Source organism: Hyphobacterium sp. SN044 (assembly GCF_021864465.1).
In the GTDB taxonomy this organism is placed as follows: Bacteria; Pseudomonadota; Alphaproteobacteria; order Caulobacterales; family Maricaulaceae; genus Hyphobacterium.
In genome coordinates this window covers 129,572-145,785 of sequence record NZ_JAKKUV010000003.1, presented here as the reverse complement: position 1 = coordinate 145,785, position 16,214 = coordinate 129,572, and the positions used below count along the sequence as shown (strand labels likewise).

At 64.0% G+C, this 16,214-nt stretch carries 20 protein-coding genes and 1 pseudogene; 7 read left to right on the top strand and 14 right to left on the bottom strand.

Going from position 1 to position 16,214, the window contains the following annotated elements; translation table 11 throughout:
• The first annotated feature begins 78 nt into the window (after nucleotides 1-78).
• Both L5876_RS05970 and L5876_RS05965 read left to right on the top strand, forming a co-directional pair.
• The gene (locus L5876_RS05970; RefSeq protein ID WP_236955224.1) at nucleotides 79-306 is read left to right on the top strand and encodes a hypothetical protein; all 228 of its coding nucleotides are present in this window, start codon (nucleotides 79-81) and stop codon (nucleotides 304-306) included.
• Nucleotides 303-680 carry a type II toxin-antitoxin system death-on-curing family toxin gene (locus L5876_RS05965; protein WP_236955223.1) on the top strand — a complete coding sequence of 126 codons (378 nt, stop codon included), beginning with the start codon at nucleotides 303-305 and terminating at the stop codon, nucleotides 678-680. The genes L5876_RS05970 and L5876_RS05965 overlap by 4 nt, the downstream gene beginning before the upstream one ends.
• Here L5876_RS05965 and serS read toward each other — a convergent pair.
• The 9 genes from serS to L5876_RS05920 form a co-directional block, all read right to left on the bottom strand.
• Nucleotides 677-1,957: a serine--tRNA ligase gene (gene serS, locus L5876_RS05960; RefSeq protein ID WP_236955222.1), complete on the bottom strand. Its 1,281-nt coding sequence runs from the start codon at nucleotides 1,955-1,957 to the stop codon at nucleotides 677-679. The two genes, L5876_RS05965 and serS, sit on opposite strands and share 4 nt — an antisense overlap.
• A 175-nt stretch (nucleotides 1,958-2,132) precedes the next feature.
• Nucleotides 2,133-2,948: a twin-arginine translocase subunit TatC gene (gene tatC, locus L5876_RS05955; RefSeq protein ID WP_236955221.1), complete on the bottom strand. Its 816-nt coding sequence runs from the start codon at nucleotides 2,946-2,948 to the stop codon at nucleotides 2,133-2,135.
• A complete protein-coding gene (tatB, locus tag L5876_RS05950; protein WP_236955217.1) occupies nucleotides 2,941-3,375 on the bottom strand; it encodes a Sec-independent protein translocase protein TatB in 435 nt (144 codons plus the stop codon). Before tatB ends, tatC begins: the two co-directional genes overlap by 8 nt.
• 27 nt (nucleotides 3,376-3,402) lie before the next feature.
• Nucleotides 3,403-3,651, bottom strand: a complete 249-nt coding sequence (locus L5876_RS05945) for a twin-arginine translocase TatA/TatE family subunit (protein WP_236955212.1) — start codon at nucleotides 3,649-3,651, stop codon at nucleotides 3,403-3,405.
• 298 nt (nucleotides 3,652-3,949) lie between these two features.
• Nucleotides 3,950-4,729: an SMC-Scp complex subunit ScpB gene (gene scpB / locus L5876_RS05940; protein ID WP_236955211.1), complete on the bottom strand. Its 780-nt coding sequence runs from the start codon at nucleotides 4,727-4,729 to the stop codon at nucleotides 3,950-3,952.
• The gene (locus tag L5876_RS05935; protein ID WP_236955209.1) at nucleotides 4,726-5,532 is read right to left on the bottom strand and encodes a ScpA family protein; all 807 of its coding nucleotides are present in this window, start codon (nucleotides 5,530-5,532) and stop codon (nucleotides 4,726-4,728) included. Before L5876_RS05935 ends, scpB begins: the two co-directional genes overlap by 4 nt.
• Complete coding sequence (gene nagZ / locus L5876_RS05930) at nucleotides 5,529-6,545, bottom strand: beta-N-acetylhexosaminidase (RefSeq protein ID WP_236955208.1); 1,017 nt, start codon at nucleotides 6,543-6,545, stop codon at nucleotides 5,529-5,531. Before nagZ ends, L5876_RS05935 begins: the two co-directional genes overlap by 4 nt.
• Nucleotides 6,542-7,399 carry an SPOR domain-containing protein gene (locus L5876_RS05925; RefSeq protein ID WP_236955206.1) on the bottom strand — a complete coding sequence of 286 codons (858 nt, stop codon included), beginning with the start codon at nucleotides 7,397-7,399 and terminating at the stop codon, nucleotides 6,542-6,544. The genes nagZ and L5876_RS05925 overlap by 4 nt, the downstream gene beginning before the upstream one ends.
• Nucleotides 7,400-7,476: 77 nt before the next feature.
• Complete coding sequence (locus L5876_RS05920; protein ID WP_236955205.1) at nucleotides 7,477-8,667, bottom strand: deoxyguanosinetriphosphate triphosphohydrolase; 1,191 nt, start codon at nucleotides 8,665-8,667, stop codon at nucleotides 7,477-7,479.
• 68 nt (nucleotides 8,668-8,735) lie between these two features.
• Between L5876_RS05920 and L5876_RS05915 the strand changes: the two genes are divergently transcribed.
• The 3 genes from L5876_RS05915 to L5876_RS05905 all read left to right on the top strand — a co-directional run bounded on the left by L5876_RS05915 (nucleotide 8,736) and on the right by L5876_RS05905 (nucleotide 11,078).
• Nucleotides 8,736-9,068, top strand: a complete 333-nt coding sequence (locus L5876_RS05915; RefSeq protein WP_236955204.1) for an iron-sulfur cluster assembly accessory protein — start codon at nucleotides 8,736-8,738, stop codon at nucleotides 9,066-9,068.
• A complete protein-coding gene (locus L5876_RS05910) occupies nucleotides 9,068-9,739 on the top strand; it encodes a nitroreductase (protein ID WP_236955202.1) in 672 nt (223 codons plus the stop codon). Before L5876_RS05915 ends, L5876_RS05910 begins: the two co-directional genes overlap by 1 nt.
• Before the next feature lie 88 nt (nucleotides 9,740-9,827).
• A complete protein-coding gene (locus L5876_RS05905; RefSeq protein ID WP_236955200.1) occupies nucleotides 9,828-11,078 on the top strand; it encodes a hypothetical protein in 1,251 nt (416 codons plus the stop codon).
• On the opposite strand, the gene L5876_RS05900 is transcribed toward L5876_RS05905, so the two are convergent.
• Complete coding sequence (locus L5876_RS05900; RefSeq protein WP_236955198.1) at nucleotides 11,079-11,420, bottom strand: hypothetical protein; 342 nt, start codon at nucleotides 11,418-11,420, stop codon at nucleotides 11,079-11,081. It lies immediately after the preceding gene.
• Between the two features lie 140 nt (nucleotides 11,421-11,560).
• Here L5876_RS05900 and L5876_RS05895 point away from each other — a divergent pair, with 140 nt between their 5' ends.
• Together L5876_RS05895 and xth are read left to right on the top strand one after the other, a co-directional pair.
• Complete coding sequence (locus L5876_RS05895) at nucleotides 11,561-12,829, top strand: hypothetical protein (RefSeq protein WP_236955196.1); 1,269 nt, start codon at nucleotides 11,561-11,563, stop codon at nucleotides 12,827-12,829.
• 61 nt (nucleotides 12,830-12,890) lie between these two features.
• The gene (gene xth, locus L5876_RS05890) at nucleotides 12,891-13,673 is read left to right on the top strand and encodes an exodeoxyribonuclease III (protein ID WP_236955195.1); all 783 of its coding nucleotides are present in this window, start codon (nucleotides 12,891-12,893) and stop codon (nucleotides 13,671-13,673) included.
• A gap of 48 nt (nucleotides 13,674-13,721) precedes the next feature.
• On the opposite strand, the pseudogene L5876_RS14850 reads toward xth, so the two are convergent.
• The 4 genes and pseudogenes from L5876_RS14850 to L5876_RS05870 all read right to left on the bottom strand — a co-directional run bounded on the left by L5876_RS14850 (nucleotide 13,722) and on the right by L5876_RS05870 (nucleotide 16,187).
• Nucleotides 13,722-14,033 (bottom strand): annotated as a pseudogene (locus L5876_RS14850) (GIY-YIG nuclease family protein).
• Nucleotides 14,034-14,167: 134 nt separating this feature from the next.
• Nucleotides 14,168-14,410 carry a helix-turn-helix transcriptional regulator gene (locus L5876_RS05880; protein ID WP_236955191.1) on the bottom strand — a complete coding sequence of 81 codons (243 nt, stop codon included), beginning with the start codon at nucleotides 14,408-14,410 and terminating at the stop codon, nucleotides 14,168-14,170.
• The gene (locus L5876_RS05875) at nucleotides 14,410-14,850 is read right to left on the bottom strand and encodes a hypothetical protein (protein ID WP_236955190.1); all 441 of its coding nucleotides are present in this window, start codon (nucleotides 14,848-14,850) and stop codon (nucleotides 14,410-14,412) included. The genes L5876_RS05880 and L5876_RS05875 overlap by 1 nt, the downstream gene beginning before the upstream one ends.
• A gap of 353 nt (nucleotides 14,851-15,203) precedes the next feature.
• Entirely contained in the window at nucleotides 15,204-16,187 is a 984-nt protein-coding gene (locus L5876_RS05870; protein WP_236955189.1) for a DUF3137 domain-containing protein, read from the bottom strand.
• Nucleotides 16,188-16,214 lie beyond the last annotated feature (27 nt).

The following is a 16,214-nucleotide window of genomic DNA, read 5'->3' as shown; positions in this document are numbered from 1 at the left end:
AATTCGCCCCGGCGTCCATCCCCGCATTCGCTTTCACATCCATCATGATGTATCATGATAGCCTGAAGAGGTGCCCCGATGAACAAGCCACTCGAAAAATTCGCCACCCAGCTCGACAGTGCCCTCCTCGCTGACCTGCGTGGTCTCGCCAAGGCTGAAGGCCGCCAGATCCAGTCGCTGGTCGAGGAAGCTGTGTCGAAGCTGATCGCGGAACGGCGAGACCAGCAACCTCGAAAAGAGGTAATGGACGCATATGAGCGGGCGAGAACGCGCTATGCTTCGGTCTTCAAAAAGCTGGCGGAATGAGCCGTAAATACCTCACCATTGCCGAGGTTTTGACGATCCATTCCGATCAGATCGAAGCTTGGGGCGGTGACCACTCACTTCGGGACGCTGGACAGCTCGAATCGGCGCTCTACAGGCCGCAGTCGGGATACTATGACGATCTGATAGCCGAAGCCGCAGCGCTCTGGGAAAGCCTCTCCCAGAACCATCCCTTCGTTGATGGAAACAAGCGCACGGCCTTTGCTGCGACACTCGTCTTTCTCGACATCAACGGTATTCAGGTTACGGCTGAACCGGCGGACGTCCTTGCCTGGCTGGAACCTCTATACCAGCGGCACGGGTTGTCGTTCGACGAGATCGACACCTGGCTTCGCGCCAATACCGTTTCCCGCTAGTCGCGCCTCAACACTTCGAGACCGCCCATATAGGGTTGCAGCGCCTTCGGGATATTGATCGAGCCGTCTTCGTTCTGGTGGTTTTCCATGACCGCCAGCATGGCGCGACCGACCGCCACGCCCGAGCCGTTCAGCGTGTGCAGGAAGTCCGGCTTCTTCTCGCCTTCGCGGCGGAAGCGGGCATTCATGCGCCGCGCCTGGAAATCCCCGCAATTCGAACAGGACGAGATTTCCCGGTAGGTGTTCTGGCTCGGTAGCCAGACTTCGAGGTCATAGGTCCGCTTCGCGCCGAAGCCCATGTCGCCCGACGACAGCAGCATCACCCGGTAGGGCAGTTCGAGACGGCGCAGCACTTCTTCCGCGCAGCCCGTCATCCGGTCAAGTTCGTCGGCCGATTGCTCCGGCGTCGTGATCGAGACCATCTCCACTTTGTGGAACTGGTGCTGGCGGATCAGGCCGCGCGTATCGCGGCCCGCCGATCCCGCCTCGGCACGGAAGCAGGGCGTGTGCGCCGTCATCCTGAGCGGGAAGAGGCCTTCATCGTGGATCGCGTCGCGCACCAGATTGGTCAGCGGCACTTCCGCGGTCGGGATCAGCCAGCGATCATCTGTCGTCCTGAACAGATCCTCGGCGAATTTCGGCAACTGGCCGGTACCGAACATCGCCTCGTCGCGCACCATGTAGGGCGGGCTGACCTCGGTATAGCCGTGCTCGCTCGTGTGCAGGTCGAGCATGAATTGCGCCAGCGCGCGTTCAAGCCGCGCCAGACCGCCCTTCAGCACCGAAAAACGCGCGCCGGAAATCTTCGCCGCCGCGTCGAAATCCAGCATCCCCAGCCCTTCACCGAGATCGCTGTGATCCTTCGGCGTGAAGGAAAATTCGCGCGGCTCGCCCCAGCCGCGGACTTCCTCGTTCGCGTCCTCGTCCTCGCCGATCGGAACGCCGTCTTCGGGCAGGTTCGGCAGGCCGGCGAGATGCTGGTTCAGCGCCTCGTCCAGCTTTTCCGCTTCGGCACCCGCCTCTTCCAGCACCGCCTTCAGCCGGTCGACTTCACCGCGCAGCCGCTCGAATTCGGCCTCGTCGCCCTTCGCCTTGGCCTGTCCGATCTGCTTCGACAGCGCATTGCGGCCCTGTTCGGCCTCCTGCTGGCGCGTGATCGCCTCGCGGCGTTTCGCATCGAGCGCGAGGATCTCGGCCGATTGCGGCGCCAGGAAGCGGGCCTTCAGACCGGCGTCGAACGCCTCGGGATTGTCGCGGATGAAGCGGATGTCGTGCATGGGATGGGACTCTTTCGGGCGGTATCGCGCCCGTGCATATCCCCGGTCCGGTAATGGGGCAACATGGCCTTGAACTCTTCACCATCCATCTGCCCCGGAATTATTCCGGGGCCTGTCCACATTTCCGGTTTTCCTGAGAGGTGGACAGGTCCCGGTACAAGGCCGGGACAGAAGGTCACTCTTTCGGCTCGACGAATTTCACGCCGATGATGGCGAGGCCGTAGAGCGCCATCAGGACGCTACCGAGGATGATCTGGCTGATCGGATCGGGCGGTGTCACGAAGGCGGCGAAGCCAAAAATCCCGACCAGCGCGAACTTCCAGAAATTCACCAGCTGCTTCGAGGTGACGATCCCCGCCATCGCCAGCAGCATCAGAAGGATGGGCAGCTGGAAGCTGATCCCGAAGGCGAGGATCAGCGTCGTGACGAGGTCGAGATAGTCCGAGACCCGCGTCAGAAGCTGAATCGACGGGCCGTCGCCGGTCGCGGGCTGCTCCTGCCCCAGCGCGAAGCGCATCACGAAAGGCAGAACGAAGAAATAGACCAGCGCCGCGCCCGCCGCGAACAGGGCCGGCGCACCGATCAGGAAGGGCGCGAACGCCTTCTTCTCGTTCTTGTAGAGGCCCGGCGCGACGAAGGAATAGATCTCGTAGGCGAAGACCGGGATGGCGAGGATCAGCCCGCCGAACAGGGCCAGCTTCACCTTGGCGAAGAAGAATTCCAGCGGCGCGGTGAAGATCAGCTCCAGCTGCAGGTCTTCCCCGCGAATGCGCGCGGCGGCGTCCTCGAACGGGATCAAGAGGACGTTGTAGATCGTCTCCGCGAAGATGAAGCATACGATGAAACCGATGATCACCGCGGCCACGATGCGGATCAGCCGCGTACGCAACTCGACAAGGTGATCCATCAGCGGCGCGCGCGAGGCTTCGACCTCGTCGTCCGCGTCCTCGCTCTCGAGGCGCGGCGCGTCCTTCGATTTCGTCTTACTCATCTTCCGGCGCACCCGTCTTGATCGGCTGGGCGGGCCTCGGCTTCTCGCGCGGCGGCGCGATCGTGTTGCCGTCGTCTTCGATGAATTTGGCGTCGGGCTTGCCAACCGGCTTGCCAGACGGGTCGGCGGGCGGCTTCATCGCCTTTTCCTTGGCCCCGACCGCCTCGGCGTGGCGCAGCTCTTCCTTCGCCTTGCGCAATTCCTCGGTGATCTCGTTGGCCGGATTGGCGTTCTTCAAATTCTCGATTTCCTTGCGCAGATCGGCCAGCTCGCTCTCGCGGCCCATCTCGTCGAAACTGCGTTGGAAATCCTTCGCCATCGAGCGCGCCTGGTTCACGAAGCGGCCGATCGTACGCATCATCTTCGGCAATTCCGCCGGACCCACGACAATCAGGGCCAGCAGCAACAGCACTGCAATTTCGGGCATCCCGATTCCGGGATTCATGGCGAACCCCTAGCCGCGCGTGGACGACTTTTCCTCTTGCGCCGCCGGTTCGGCGGTGCGGTTCGGGTTCTGCTCGACCGATTGCGGCCGGTCTTCACCGGTTTCGTCCTCGGCCTTGTCCTCGTCCTTCAGCCCCTTGCGGAAGCTGGTGATGCCTTTCGCGACATCGCCCATCAGCGAGGAAATCTTGCCCCGGCCGCCGAACAGAACGAGCGCCAAGAGCACGACGAGAATGATCTGCCACATGCCGGGAGCCATGCTCACCTCCGTGAAATTCCGTTGAGGAAAGGCTTAAACCATGCGCCCTGCCCCGTCCAACGGCTTGGGGCAGTGAATAGATGGATTTTCCAACGCTCCAGTGACGTTTCCCGGACGGCGAAGCCGATCCGGGAAACGATTCAACCATGGGACCGCATCAGCTCTTCCCTTCTCCCCTTTGAAGGGGAGAAGGTGCCCGAAGGGCGGATGAGGGGTTCTGCTCCGTAGTTGAAGACTGCGTGCGCCCCCTCACCCCTGGCCCCTCTCCCCCAAATGGGGGCGAGGGGAAACAGGGAGATCAATCGCCCTCCCCCTCCTCGTCTTCCATGAAATCGACATGGAAGTCGGGGCTGTCCTCGCCGTCGAAGTCGAGCTCCTCGTCCTCGCCTTCGCCGCGCAGGCCGAGGCCCGGATCGGGCACTTCGAAACCGGGCGGCAGGCGGGAATCGAGGAGACCTGCGGCCTTGAGGTCGGCCACGCCCGGCAGATCGCCGATCGCGCTGAGGCCGAAATAGTCGAGGAAGGCGTCGGTCGTGCCATAGGTGACCGGGCGGCCCGGGGAGCGGCGGCGGCCGCGCAGCCGGATCCAGCCGATCTCGAACAGCAGATCGATCGTGCCCTTCGACACGGCCACGCCGCGGATCTCCTCGATCTCGGCGCGGGTGACCGGCTGGTGATAGGCGATGATGGCGAGCGTCTCGAGACCCGCATCCGAAAGGCGGCGCGGCTCTTCCTTCACCTCTTCGAGGAGACTGGCGAGATCCGGCGCAGTTTCGAACCGCCAGCGCCCCCCCACCTCGACCAGGCGCACGCCGCGCTCGGCATAATCGGCCTGCAGCGCCGCGAGCAGCTTTTCCACCTCGGCTTCCGCCGGCAGGCGCGCCTGCAGCGTCTCGATGTCGAGCGGTTCGGCTGCGGCGAAGAGCAGCGCCTCCAGCTGACGCAGGCGGTGGCGTTCCGCGTCGACAGCCAGGCGCGGCCCGTTCGCGTCCGAACCGGTCTCGGTCGCGCCCTGCCGCTGCGCGCGTTCGCGAAGCCGCGCGATGGCTTCGCCGATCGGATCACTATCCTGGGTCATTGCGGATTGTCCTCCGCCCGGCCGCGCACCTTGATCGGCGTGAATGGCGCGTCCTGCCGCAGCTCGGCCATGCCGTCCTTGGTGACTTCGAGCACGGCGAGCGTCGAACTGGCGAGCACCGAGCGGCGCGGCGGCGGGTCGAAGCCCAGCTCGCCCATGTCCGGAAGAATCTCCTCCAGATCCCGCCATTCCTTCAGCTCCGGCACGATGCGTTCCATGCGCGTGCGGGCGCTGTCGAGGCCGTACACCTTCGGAAGGTTCGGCTTGTAGTTCGCGCGGTATCGCGCCTGCCGCCGTGTGGCGTAGGCCTTGAGGAGGTCGTGCAGGCTCGCCTGGTATTTGTGGGCGCGCAGTGTGCGCACGCCTTCCGGCGCGCCGCGATCAAACACGTCGCGCTTCAGAAGATCGCGCCTGAACAGCGCCTGCGAGGCCAGCCGCATCGCTTCGAGGCGTCGGAGGCGGAAGGCCAGCGCTGCGGCCATCGCTTCCGGCTCGGGCTCATCTTCATTCTTCGCGGGTTTCGGCAGCAGCAGCCGCGATTTCAGATAGGCGAGCCAGCTCGCCATGACGAGATATTCTGCCGCGAGATCGAAGCGCTTCTTCCGCGCCTCGGCGACGAAGCCGAGATACTGCTCGGCCAGTTCGAGGATCGAGATCTTCGCCAGATCGACCTTCTTCTTGCGCGCCAGGTGCAGAAGCAGGTGAAGCGGCCCCTCGAACCCGTCGACATCGACGATCAGGGCATCGCCTTCCGCGTCCTCGGCGGCCTCGAAATGCAGGTCTTCCTGGAATTCCTCGCTCACGCCTTTGCCCCCATCTTCAAGAGGGTTTCGAGGCGGGCGAGACCGGCTTCGGCGTCGAATTCTTCCGGCGTCTTGCGGCAGCCCGCCGCCGCATCGGCCCGCGCCAGCGCCTTGCCGCCCAGCGCGGGAACGGCATGGGCGATCGCGACCATTTCCTTCATCTGGCCGTTGCAATGGAGAACGAGATCGCACCCGGCCCCGAGCGCACGTTCCGCGCGGACGGGCAAAGTGCCGGACAGCGCCTGCATCGACAGATCGTCGCTCATGAGGAGGCCGTCAAATCCGATCGATCCACGGATCACGTCCGCGATCATCGCTTCGGAATGGGTCGCCGGATCGTCCGCATCGATATCGGCATAGACGACATGCGCGGTCATCGCCATCGGCGCGTCGGCAAGATCGCGGAACGGCGCGAAATCGGTGGTTTCGAGCACCTCCCGGGGCGTGTCGACGCGCGGCAGCGCCAGGTGACTGTCGGCATCGGCGCGGCCATGCCCGGGAATGTGCTTGATCACCGGCGCAACGCCGCCCGCGAGAAGCCCCTCGATCGCGGCGCGGCCCAGCCGGGCCACGATTTCGGGCTCGGTCGAGTAAGACCGGTCGCCGATGATCGCGTCCGCGCCCTCGATCTGCAGGTCGATGCAGGGCGCACAGTCCGCGTCTATACCCAGCGCCATCAATTCGTGCGCGATCAGGCGGTGGTTCAGGCGGACGGCCTCAAGCCCCGCCGCTTCATCCTTGCGGAACAGCTTGCCGAAGACGTCTGCGGGCGGCGCGGCACGCCAGGTCGGCGGCTTCAGCCGCTGCACGCGCCCGCCTTCCTGGTCGATGAAGATCGGCGCATTCCAGCCGACGGCATCGCGCAAGGCGACGCACAGTTTGGAGACCTGCTTCGGCCGGTCGATATTGCGGGCGAACAGAATGAAGCCCCAAGGGTCGGCATCCCGGAAGAACGCCTTCTCGTCGGCCGTAAGCTCGAGGCCGGCAAGGCCGTAGATCGCCGCGCTCGTCATCGCCGCGTGACGTAGCAGTCCTGGCCGGCCGACTGCAGGCGCGTGCAGTAGTCGGTGGCGGTATCGCGGCTGGCAAAGGCCGAAATGCGCAGGCGGTGATAGGTGCCCCGCCCCTCGATCTCGGTCGCCTGGATGTCCGGTGCGAAGCCGCTGCCCAGCTGGGAATAGCGGGTCGCGAAATTCAGCCAGGCCTCTTCGGCTTCCTGCTGGGTGCGGAAGGAGCCGATCTGGACCACCCACTCCCCGCCCGGGACGGACACGGCGGCGGTACGGACCGGCTCCGGATCGGGATCCGCAGGGGTTTCGACAACCGGGTCGTCCGGCGCTTCGTCAGGGATGATCTGCGCCGGGCCGCGCGTTTCCGCCGGCGGAGTGTCGGCCGGAGGATTATCTGCAGGCGGTGTTTCGATGCGAATGTCCGGCGTTTCCGCAACACGGTCACTGCCGGCCGCATCCGGATCGACGCTTTCGATCTGCAGGCCGGGTCGCTCGCTCGGCTCTTCCGGGCCGGGACGGACACGGGCGTCGGTACCGTCACCCTCCGTCGTCTCGCCGGTCAGCCGATCATAGACGGTCAGATCCTGGTCGGGCGCTTCCTCGCCGCCGGGATCGGCGGGACGCTCGCGATAGGGTTCGGAATCGGCGACGATGCGCGGCGGCGCATCACGCCCGCCTTCGCGGATGCCCTGGCGATAGGCGCTCCAAACCACACCGATGAACAGGACGAAGACCGCAAAGGCCGCGGTCAGCAGCAGCGGCCCGCGGCGCGAATCCTCGCGCGCGTCGAACGTGTCGTCGTTATCGGTCGGCGGCGCATAGGCCCCGACACGGCGGTCTGTGTCGCGATCCGTCATACGTCCTTTCCCCGCTCCCGGAACCGAATCGGGAACATCGCTGAAAAGATACCACCCATTGAAGGCTCAATCGGCGGTCAGAAATACCCTTGCACAGTGAACAGGCGCTTGTGCTCTTCCACGGCATACCGGTCCGTCATGCCGGCGATGTAGTCGCTGACGAGCCGTGCCTGCTTCTCGCTGCCCGGCTCCCCAGCCTGACGCCGGTAGTGGGTCGGCAACAGGCCGGGATCGTCGAGAAAGAGCTGGAACAGTTCGCGGACCACGCGCTCGGCCTGGGCCATCGCCCGGTTCACCTTGTAATGCCTGTACATATTGGCGAAGAGATGGCGTCTCAGCCCCGCCAGCGCATCCAGCATGTCGGGCGAGAAGGCGACCATCTCCCGCTCGGCCCGGCGCACCGCCTCGGCACTGTCGGGCGCGGCGGCATCGAGGCGCGACCGCGTCTCCTTCAGCACGTCGTCGACCATCAGACCGATCAGGTCGCGCACCGCTTCGAGGATGATCAGGCTCTCACTCGCCTGTGGAAAACGACGCCGGCAGTCGCGCAGCACGTCTCCGACCAGCGGCAGTTCGGCCAGTTCCTCGATCTTCAGAAGGCCGGCGCGCAGCCCGTCATCGATGTCGTGATTGTTATAGGCGATGTCGTCGGCCAGCGCCGCGATCTGCGCCTCGACCCCGGCGAAACTGTCGAGTTCCAGCCCCTGCCAGTCGGGATATTCCCTGATCGCCCAGGGCAGAGCGTCTTCGCCATGTTCCGGCGTGACCAGCGGACCGTTGTGCTTCACGACGCCTTCCAGCGTCTCCCAGGTCAGGTTGAGGCCTTCGAACTCGGCATAGCGGGTCTCGATCTTGGTGATGACGCGCAGCGTGTGAGCGTTGTGATCGAAGCCGCCGAATTCGGTCATGCACTCGGCCAGCGCCCGCTCCCCGGCATGGCCGAAGGGCGGGTGGCCGAGATCGTGCGCCAGCGCCAGCGCCTCGGTCAGGTCCTCGTCGACATTCAGCACCCGGGCGATCGTCCGGGCGATCTGCGCCACTTCAAGCGAATGGGTCAGACGGGTGCGGTAATGGTCGCCCTCGTGGGCCACGAAGACCTGCGTCTTTTCCTTCAGCCGCCGGAAGGCCGTGGCATGCACGATCCGGTCGCGGTCGCGCTGGAAGGCGTTGCGGCTGGCGCTGTCATTTTGCGGATGAAACCGCCCGCGCGACTGCGCCGGGTGGTTCGAATACGGGGCACGATTGCGGTCGGTGGCACCGATGCTCATGCGCGGGGGCTTTTCGGCTGGGTCATGTGCCTCCATATATCGTGCGAGAAGACAATGCGGAACCAGTGATGAGCGACCCGAATATCCAGCTGACCGAATCCGCCGCGAAGCGGATCAACGCCATCCTCGCCAAACAGGCCGGTGCGGACCTTTTGCGCATCTCGGTCATCGGCGGAGGCTGTTCCGGCTTTTCCTACAAGTTCGATCTCGAGACCGAGACGACGGACGACGATCTCGTGATCGAACGGGACGGTGCGCGCGTCGCCATCGACAGCGCCTCCATCCCCTTCCTCGAAAACTCGAAGATCGATTTCGCCGACGAGTTGATCGGCGCGTCCTTCAGGATCGACAATCCGAACGCCACCGCGGCCTGCGGCTGCGGCACCAGCTTCTCGATCTGATGAATGTCACGGAGGCTCTGAAGACGCGGATTTCGGTCCGCGCCTTCCTCGACCGTCCGGTCGGCGAGGACGAGGTCCGGCAGATTCTCGACACCGCCCGTTGGACCCCGTCGGGCGGCAATCTCCAGCCCTGGAAGGTTCATGTCGTCACCGGCGATGCGCGCCAGCGCGTGATCGACGCGGTGAAGGCGAAGCTGAACACGGACCCCTTCGCCGACGAGAACGACTTCCCCGTCTATCCGGAAAAGCTGTGGGAGCCTTACCGCACCCGCCGCTTCGATCTTGGCGAACAGATGTACGACCTCCTCGCCATCCCGCGCGAGGACAAGATGGGGCGGCTGAACCATCTCCTGAAGAATTTCGACTTCTTCGACGCGCCCGTCGGTCTCTTCTTCGTCATCGAGAAAGCGATGAACCCGAACCAGTGGGCGCATCTCGGCATGTTCATGCTCGCCGTCGCGCTCGCCGCCGAGGAAGCCGGTCTCGGCACCTGCATGCAGGAGGCCTGGACGCGCTATTCGAAGACGGTCGGTACTGCGCTCGGCATTGCTGAAACCGAGCAGGTCTATTGCGGCATGGCGCTCGGCCACCCGGACCCGGACGCGCCGGTCAACCGCCTGCGCAGCGAACGCGCAGAGGTGGACGACTTCGCGGTGTTTCAAAAGCAGTAAAATACTGCCGCACCCACTTGTGTATCAATTGATATGAATCGATAAGCGAACGCGTAGGGGCTAGATACGCGCTCAAGCGCATCGGCAGATGAACGAAGTGATTTCCGCTCTGAAGGAGCGGTTGAAAGGCCGCGGTCACATCGATCTCGGCCAGTTCCAGATCATCAATCTTGATCTGGTGCGGCTGAAGACCGGTGAACGCTGGTCGGCCATACGCGACAAAATTTTCTCAATAAGCGAACACTTTATCGAAAAACGTCTCGACTCCGGTGACGTTTTGGTCAGATGCAGTGAAGGCTTTCTCGTCGTTTTTGCCGAACTCGACCTGGAGGCGGCATGCCGACGGGTCGAGCAGATTTCGACCGAACTCAACTGCTTCTTTCTTGGCGATGAAATCTTGCGGTCACTTCGGATCCGCTCACGCTCGGAACGCGTGAGTACGGCAAGGCTCGCCGAAATCATGGCAGCGCGCGGGGCCCATGACAGCCCGGAAGTGGCGGCACCGACACGGCCGGCCAATGACAACCGGCACAATCGTGAGACCGGACGCATCACGCCGATCGACTACGCTTTCCGCCTCAAGGAATCGATCGTCTTCCGGCCGGTCTGGGACAGCCGTCACCAGGCCGTCACCACCCAGTTCGCAACGCCGCGCCTGACCGAAACGCTCACCGGCCGAATCTATTTCGGCTACGAGGCGCTGCGCGGCGGTGACAAGTCCCAGGACTATTTCGAACTCGACCGCCGCACGACAGACGAGGGCTTGCGCCAGCTCGCCGAGGGGGTCGGCAATGGCCGTCACCTTTCGGTTTGCGTGCCGGTCCACACGCGGACGCTTCTGACGCGCGCGACGCGTCTGCAATTCTTCAATCTGTTGGCGACGCTTCCCGAGTATCTGCGCCGGTATTTCTTTATCCGGATCGACGGCATCGATTCCGGTACACCGGCGAGCACGATCCAGGACATGTGCCGAACCCTGCATCCCTTCGCCGCGAGCACACTGGCAAGGCTGCCTGCGAACTATCGGCATTTCGAGCGATTTGCCGGTTGCGGCGTCACGGTAATCGGGTGCGATCTGCCCGATCACCGTTTCAATGAGGCGATTTCTCCCTCGGTCGTGGAAACGATCGAAAGATTCGAGCGCGGCGCGGCGCTCTTGAAAGCCGCGACCTATTTTGCCGAGCTCCAGTCCCTTCGCGTACTCAAGCGCGCGATGAGTGGTGGCAACCGCTTCTTCACGGGCAATCTGATCGCCGATGAGACAGAATTGCCGGCCTCGGCCTATCCCCATCAATTATCCGACATTCGCCAGCGCGCGGCCGCCCGCCGCATGCAGTAGTCAGCCGCCGGCCATCTCCAGAGCGATGAGCGCGTAGCACAGCGCGCCGCCGATCATTCCGATATAGAGAAACGCGGCCCACAGCGCCGCCGACGCCAGCCAGCGCCGCTTCACGATCAGCGCCACGACACCCGCCAGCGCGCAGACCGCCATCACCGCCGGGCCGGCATAACCACCGTAATAGGCGACCACGATGGCTTCGAAAAAGCCGGCGGGCTTTTCGCCCTGCAGGGTCAGGCCGAACGCCGACATCACCCAGACGACGGCGCTGGCGATCGCCCCGAGTATGGCGCCAAGGATCGCTGCGATGGATCGCCACACAGGCCGGGTTCTTTCCGTCATCGCATCCCCTCCCGGCAACCATCATACCGATCGCAGTCCGACGGGCGAATTCGTTAAAATCCGAAGCATTGCGGGAACCGGGTGTTTCCACCCGCGAATTACACCTTGGGGCGAGTTCGATCAGGTCCGGGAGAGCGCCCATGCTCGCGATGAACCCCGCCGACATTCTGTATCGCCTGGAGCAGAAGCTGCATGGCTGCGACCATGCCGATCTGGGTCAGTTCCAGATCATCAATCTCGATCGGGTTCGCGAGGGTGCTGGCGAGCAATGGGAGCGGCTGAAGGCGAAGATTCTCGAGGTCAGCGCCCACTTCATCGAGAAACGCATCGCGGATGAAGACGTGCTGGTGCGGTGCCACGAAGGATTTCTGGTCGTCTTCAACGCCCTCGACGCCGCGGCCGCCGAGGAGCGCGTCAACGCCATCTCCACCGAGCTGAACCTGTTCTTTCTCGGCGACGAGATTTTGCGCTCGCTGAATATCCGCTCCCGCGCAAGCCGCTTCGAGACAAGCCAGCTTCGCGGAATGATGACCGGGTCAGAGCCGATGCCGCCCGGCGCGGCCCCAGCCGAACCGCCCTCCCCCGCCGCCGGTGCCGATGCCGGCGAAACACCGGCTCCGCGGCGCGTGATCGATATCGACTTCCGCCGCGAACGCTCGATTGCCTACCGGCCGGTGTGGGATTCCACGCGGCAGGCCGTGGCCACGCAATTCGTCATCCCCCGCCTCACCGAAAAACGCACGCGCCAGGTCTTCCATGGACGCGCGACGCTCCGTGGCCGGACCGAACCCAGAGACCATCTCGAACTCGACCGCTTCGCCGTGCATTCCGCCATGGATGCCTTTCGCACGGCGTTCGGAAAGGGCCGCACCGTCGCCCTGTGCCTGCCGGTCGGCATACACACGCTGGCCCTGCGCTCGACGCGCGTCGCGCTGTTCGAAGCGCTCACCGCGATCCCGATGGACATGCGCCGCTATTTCCGCCTGATGGTCGAAGGTATCACGTCCGGTACGCCGGAAAGCACGATCCGCGAGACGCTCGGTATCTGCCACGCCTTCAGCCCGGGCGTGATCGTCTCGATCGAGAACGAGCATCCTCCGTTCGACCGCTTCCATGGCTGCAATATCGCGATGTTCGTGCTCGACAGCGGCGAACCGCACTGGCTGCATGACGACCGGCAACGAGACCTGGCCCCCGAACGCGCCGCGCTTCGGGCAGCGGCGGGGCTCCGCGCATCGACCTGCCTCACCGGGATCGGTCGCGAAGCGGACATATCGGCCGCGATCCGGCTCGGCGCGCGTTACTTCACCGGCGCGATCATTGCCGACGATTTCCCGCACCCTGTCATCCCGCACATCCTGACCCGCGAAGACATCCGCCGCCGCGCCGCGGCACGCCATCTGGTCTGACGCTTTCCTTCGCCGCGATCCATGCTAACCCTGCCGGGCCCGACGCCGCAGGATGACTCGCATGCAGATCGCCACCTGGAACGTGAATTCCGTCAAGGCCCGCCTCGCCAATGTCACCGACTGGCTGCGCGAGGCCTCCCCCGACGTGGTCTGCCTGCAGGAGATCAAGACGGTCGACGAGGACTTCCCGCGCGAGGCCATCGAGGACCTCGGCTACAATGTCGAGACGCACGGCCAGAAGACCTATAATGGCGTCGCCCTGCTCTCGAAATTCCCGATCGAGGAAACCTTGCGCGGCCTGCCCGGCGACGATGCGGACGATCACGCCCGCTATATCGAATGCGTGATTTCCCACGACAGCGGCCCGGTGCGCGTCGCCTCGATCTACCTGCCGAACGGCAATCCCGCTCCGGGTCCGAAATACGACTACAAGCTCGCCTGGATGCGACGCCTGAAGCACCACGCCGCGGAACTGCTCGGCTATGAGGAGCGGCTGATCCTCGCCGGCGATTACAACATCATCCCGCGGGACAGCGACGTGCACGACCCGGCCGCCTGGGAAGGCGATGCGCTGATCCTGCCGCAGAGCCGCGCCGCCTTCCGCGAAATCCTCAATCTCGGTTTCACCGACGCCTTCCTGCAGGCTGACGGCAAGGGCCACCAATACACCTTCTGGGACTATCAGCGCGGCGCCTGGCAGAAGGATCACGGCATCCGGATTGACCACCTCCTGCTCTCGCCGCAGGCCGCCGACGCCTTGAAGGGCGTCGAGATCTGCAAGCCCGTGCGCGGCAAGGAGAAAGCCTCCGACCACGTGCCGGTGGTGGGGACGTTCGGGTTCTAGAAAGACTGACGCTCTCCGGTTTCGCGAAGCGAAGACCGGGGTCCATTGCTATGGATCAGCAATAGACGACCACAAATCGTCCCACTCGGGATTGGACTTTTCGATCAGATTGAATTTCCACTCGCGTCGCCAGCGTTTGATCCGGCGTTCACGGACGGCGGCCGCACCCACGAAAGGATGCGGCTCGAACCATACCAGCCTGGTCACTGAGTATTTTCAAGTGAACCCTGGGACCACACCGGCTCGATGCTCCCAAACGCGCCGGACAAGGTCGGTTGTCGATCCGGTGTACAGGGTGCCTCTCGGCCTGGACGCCAGAATGTAGACCCAGCCCCCGACCTCGTCCTTGTAGATCGCCATGCGGCAACTTTAACGACAATACAGTGTGGCTGAAAGCTGGACCCGGGACCGGCTACGCCGTCCGGGGAACGTCAAAGAAAGCACCGCAACTGACGTTCCCCGGTTTCGCGAAGCGAAGACCGGGGTCCCAGCACTCACGAATCCGAGGCCACCTCTCCGCCCAGATCCGCCGCATCCCGTTCATAGTCCAGAATGTCGGCCGGCGTGCACTCCAGTACGTAGCAGAGCTTTGCGAGCGTATCGAAGCGCATCCCCCTCACCTTGCCGGTGCGGAGCAGGCTCAGCTGGGTTTCCGACAGGCCGATCTCCTCGGCCACCTCGCGCGCCTTCCGCTTGCGCATCGCGAGCAGCACGTCGAGCGTCACCTTCACCGGCATCAGACGAATTCCTCGAGGCGCGCTTTCAGTGCCTCACCGCGCCGCGCGATCAGCAACAACGCGAAACCCAGCGATGCCAGCATCAGGTTGGCCGCCGACCAGTCGAGTCTCACGCCGCGCATCTCGGTGAAGCCGTTCGCCATCAGGTATATGAGGCTCGGCTGAAGGATGATGGCCGCGAAAGCGCCCAGCAACAGCGCGCCGCTGGCCCATTTCAGGCTCCGCAACATGGCGGCGCCGAATGGCACGCCGTCATCGATCCGGCCGAATACATTCGACAGCGCCCACATCGCCGCCACGAAGAAAGCCGGCGCGATAAGAACGATCCAGGTCTCCGCGCTCGCCCCGTTCATGGCCGTTTTGAGCACGATCCCGCCAAAAATAACGATGACCGCACCGCGGATCGCGAGGGCGGAAGCGGACTGATTCATGAACTGCATTATTCGCTCCATATCCAAGTTTCATAACTTATAGTTTGGAGCATATTCTTTTATGTTTTATATAAAGTCAATGGGTCGAGCTTCCGGCACTCCCTCGAAGGCGGGGAGAGGGTATGGATCCCCCGGCCGGCCTGTCCTGAGGAGCGGCAAAGCCGCGTCCCGAAGGGCTGGCGGCCGGAGAACGTCAACGTTGGCGAAGGAACTGACGCTCCCCGGTTTCGCGAAGCGAAGACCGGGGCCGATCCATAAACGCTTCGTCTGGACCCCGGACCGGCTGCGCCGTCCGGGGAACGTCAGCTATAACCAAAACGACGTCTCCCGGTTTCGCGAAGCGAAGACCGGGGCCCACGTCCCTACGAAACCGCACTTCCTTCGCCCAGCGAGGCGGGGCGGACCATCAGGTCGACGATCTCGGTAATGAGGTCGATCTCGGTGATCAGGCTTTCGAACCGCGAGCGGTCGTTGAGCGGCTTGAACAGCGAGCCCGGCTCGAACAGGTTTCCGGTCTCCGTCGCGATCAGCAATTCGCCGCCGCCATTGCGCTCGTCGAAGGCGGCGCGGACGCGCTTGCCCTTGAGCGAGGTTTCCAGCGACAGCAGCCGCTCCATGAAGGACGGCGTCAGCAGGTAGCGGCTCATCACCTGGTCGGTGGAGAAGACTTCGAAAATCTGCTCGAATTTCGGATCGACGAGGCCGACGCGTTCCAGCTTCTTGCCGTTGATCCGCGCCTGCGCCAGGCCGGCCAGCCCGTTGAACCAGCCGGCATCCCGGGTGACGACGGTCACGCCTTCGACCGTGCGGGGAAACTCGATGCGGATGCACACGCCCTGGAAGACGGTGACATAGGTCGTGTTCTTCCCCGAGCCGCGGCGCTGGACCAGCTTCGCCTCGTAAAGCTCGAACGCCGCGCCATGGCGGTCACCGGCGAAATGATCCTCGAAACTGCGCTGGTTGTGCGTGGGCAAAAGGCCCAGCTCGCAGAATTCGGTAAAGCGTGCCGGCTGGACCGGCTTCTTCGAATAGGTCATCTCCGCGGCGGTCGCGATCGCGGTCAGGAGGCCTTCCTTGATCTCGCCATGCAGCTTCACCATCGGCGCCGCGGCCAGATAGATCATCGCGACCGTCACGCCGAACATGGCGAACATCCAGGCCGGCGAGTCGAATGTGGCGACACCGGCCAGCATCGCGATCAGGCTGATCACGGCGATCGGCCCGAAGATCCACACGCGCCGGACCGCTTTCTTCCGCTGGTCCTCACGCTCCTCCAGAAAGGGCGAAAGCCGGTCATTCCACAGCGCTTCGGTATCGATACCGAGCCGGTCGGCCGCGTCAGTCATGGCGAATCCCCCTGTCCAGTGCAGGGG

Excerpts from the sequence above, each read along its gene's own strand:
- L5876_RS05970 (WP_236955224.1), top strand. The coding sequence starts at position 79 with ATGAACAAGCCACTCGAAAAATTCGCCACCCAGCTCGACAGTGCCCTC.
- L5876_RS05965 (WP_236955223.1), top strand. The coding sequence starts at position 303 with ATGAGCCGTAAATACCTCACCATTGCCGAGGTTTTGACGATCCATTCC.
- serS (WP_236955222.1), bottom strand. The coding sequence starts at position 1,957 with ATGCACGACATCCGCTTCATCCGCGACAATCCCGAGGCGTTCGACGCC.
- tatC (WP_236955221.1), bottom strand. The coding sequence starts at position 2,948 with ATGAGTAAGACGAAATCGAAGGACGCGCCGCGCCTCGAGAGCGAGGAC.
- tatB (WP_236955217.1), bottom strand. The coding sequence starts at position 3,375 with ATGCCCGAAATTGCAGTGCTGTTGCTGCTGGCCCTGATTGTCGTGGGT.
- L5876_RS05945 (WP_236955212.1), bottom strand. The coding sequence starts at position 3,651 with ATGGCTCCCGGCATGTGGCAGATCATTCTCGTCGTGCTCTTGGCGCTC.
- scpB (WP_236955211.1), bottom strand. The coding sequence starts at position 4,729 with ATGACCCAGGATAGTGATCCGATCGGCGAAGCCATCGCGCGGCTTCGC.
- nagZ (WP_236955208.1), bottom strand. The coding sequence starts at position 6,545 with ATGACGAGCGCGGCGATCTACGGCCTTGCCGGCCTCGAGCTTACGGCC.
- L5876_RS05925 (WP_236955206.1), bottom strand. The coding sequence starts at position 7,399 with ATGACGGATCGCGACACAGACCGCCGTGTCGGGGCCTATGCGCCGCCG.
- L5876_RS05920 (WP_236955205.1), bottom strand. The coding sequence starts at position 8,667 with ATGAGCATCGGTGCCACCGACCGCAATCGTGCCCCGTATTCGAACCAC.
- L5876_RS05915 (WP_236955204.1), top strand. The coding sequence starts at position 8,736 with ATGAGCGACCCGAATATCCAGCTGACCGAATCCGCCGCGAAGCGGATC.
- L5876_RS05910 (WP_236955202.1), top strand. The coding sequence starts at position 9,068 with ATGAATGTCACGGAGGCTCTGAAGACGCGGATTTCGGTCCGCGCCTTC.
- L5876_RS05905 (WP_236955200.1), top strand. The coding sequence starts at position 9,828 with ATGAACGAAGTGATTTCCGCTCTGAAGGAGCGGTTGAAAGGCCGCGGT.
- L5876_RS05900 (WP_236955198.1), bottom strand. The coding sequence starts at position 11,420 with ATGACGGAAAGAACCCGGCCTGTGTGGCGATCCATCGCAGCGATCCTT.
- L5876_RS05895 (WP_236955196.1), top strand. The coding sequence starts at position 11,561 with ATGCTCGCGATGAACCCCGCCGACATTCTGTATCGCCTGGAGCAGAAG.
- xth (WP_236955195.1), top strand. The coding sequence starts at position 12,891 with ATGCAGATCGCCACCTGGAACGTGAATTCCGTCAAGGCCCGCCTCGCC.
- L5876_RS05880 (WP_236955191.1), bottom strand. The coding sequence starts at position 14,410 with ATGCCGGTGAAGGTGACGCTCGACGTGCTGCTCGCGATGCGCAAGCGG.
- L5876_RS05875 (WP_236955190.1), bottom strand. The coding sequence starts at position 14,850 with ATGCAGTTCATGAATCAGTCCGCTTCCGCCCTCGCGATCCGCGGTGCG.
- L5876_RS05870 (WP_236955189.1), bottom strand. The coding sequence starts at position 16,187 with ATGACTGACGCGGCCGACCGGCTCGGTATCGATACCGAAGCGCTGTGG.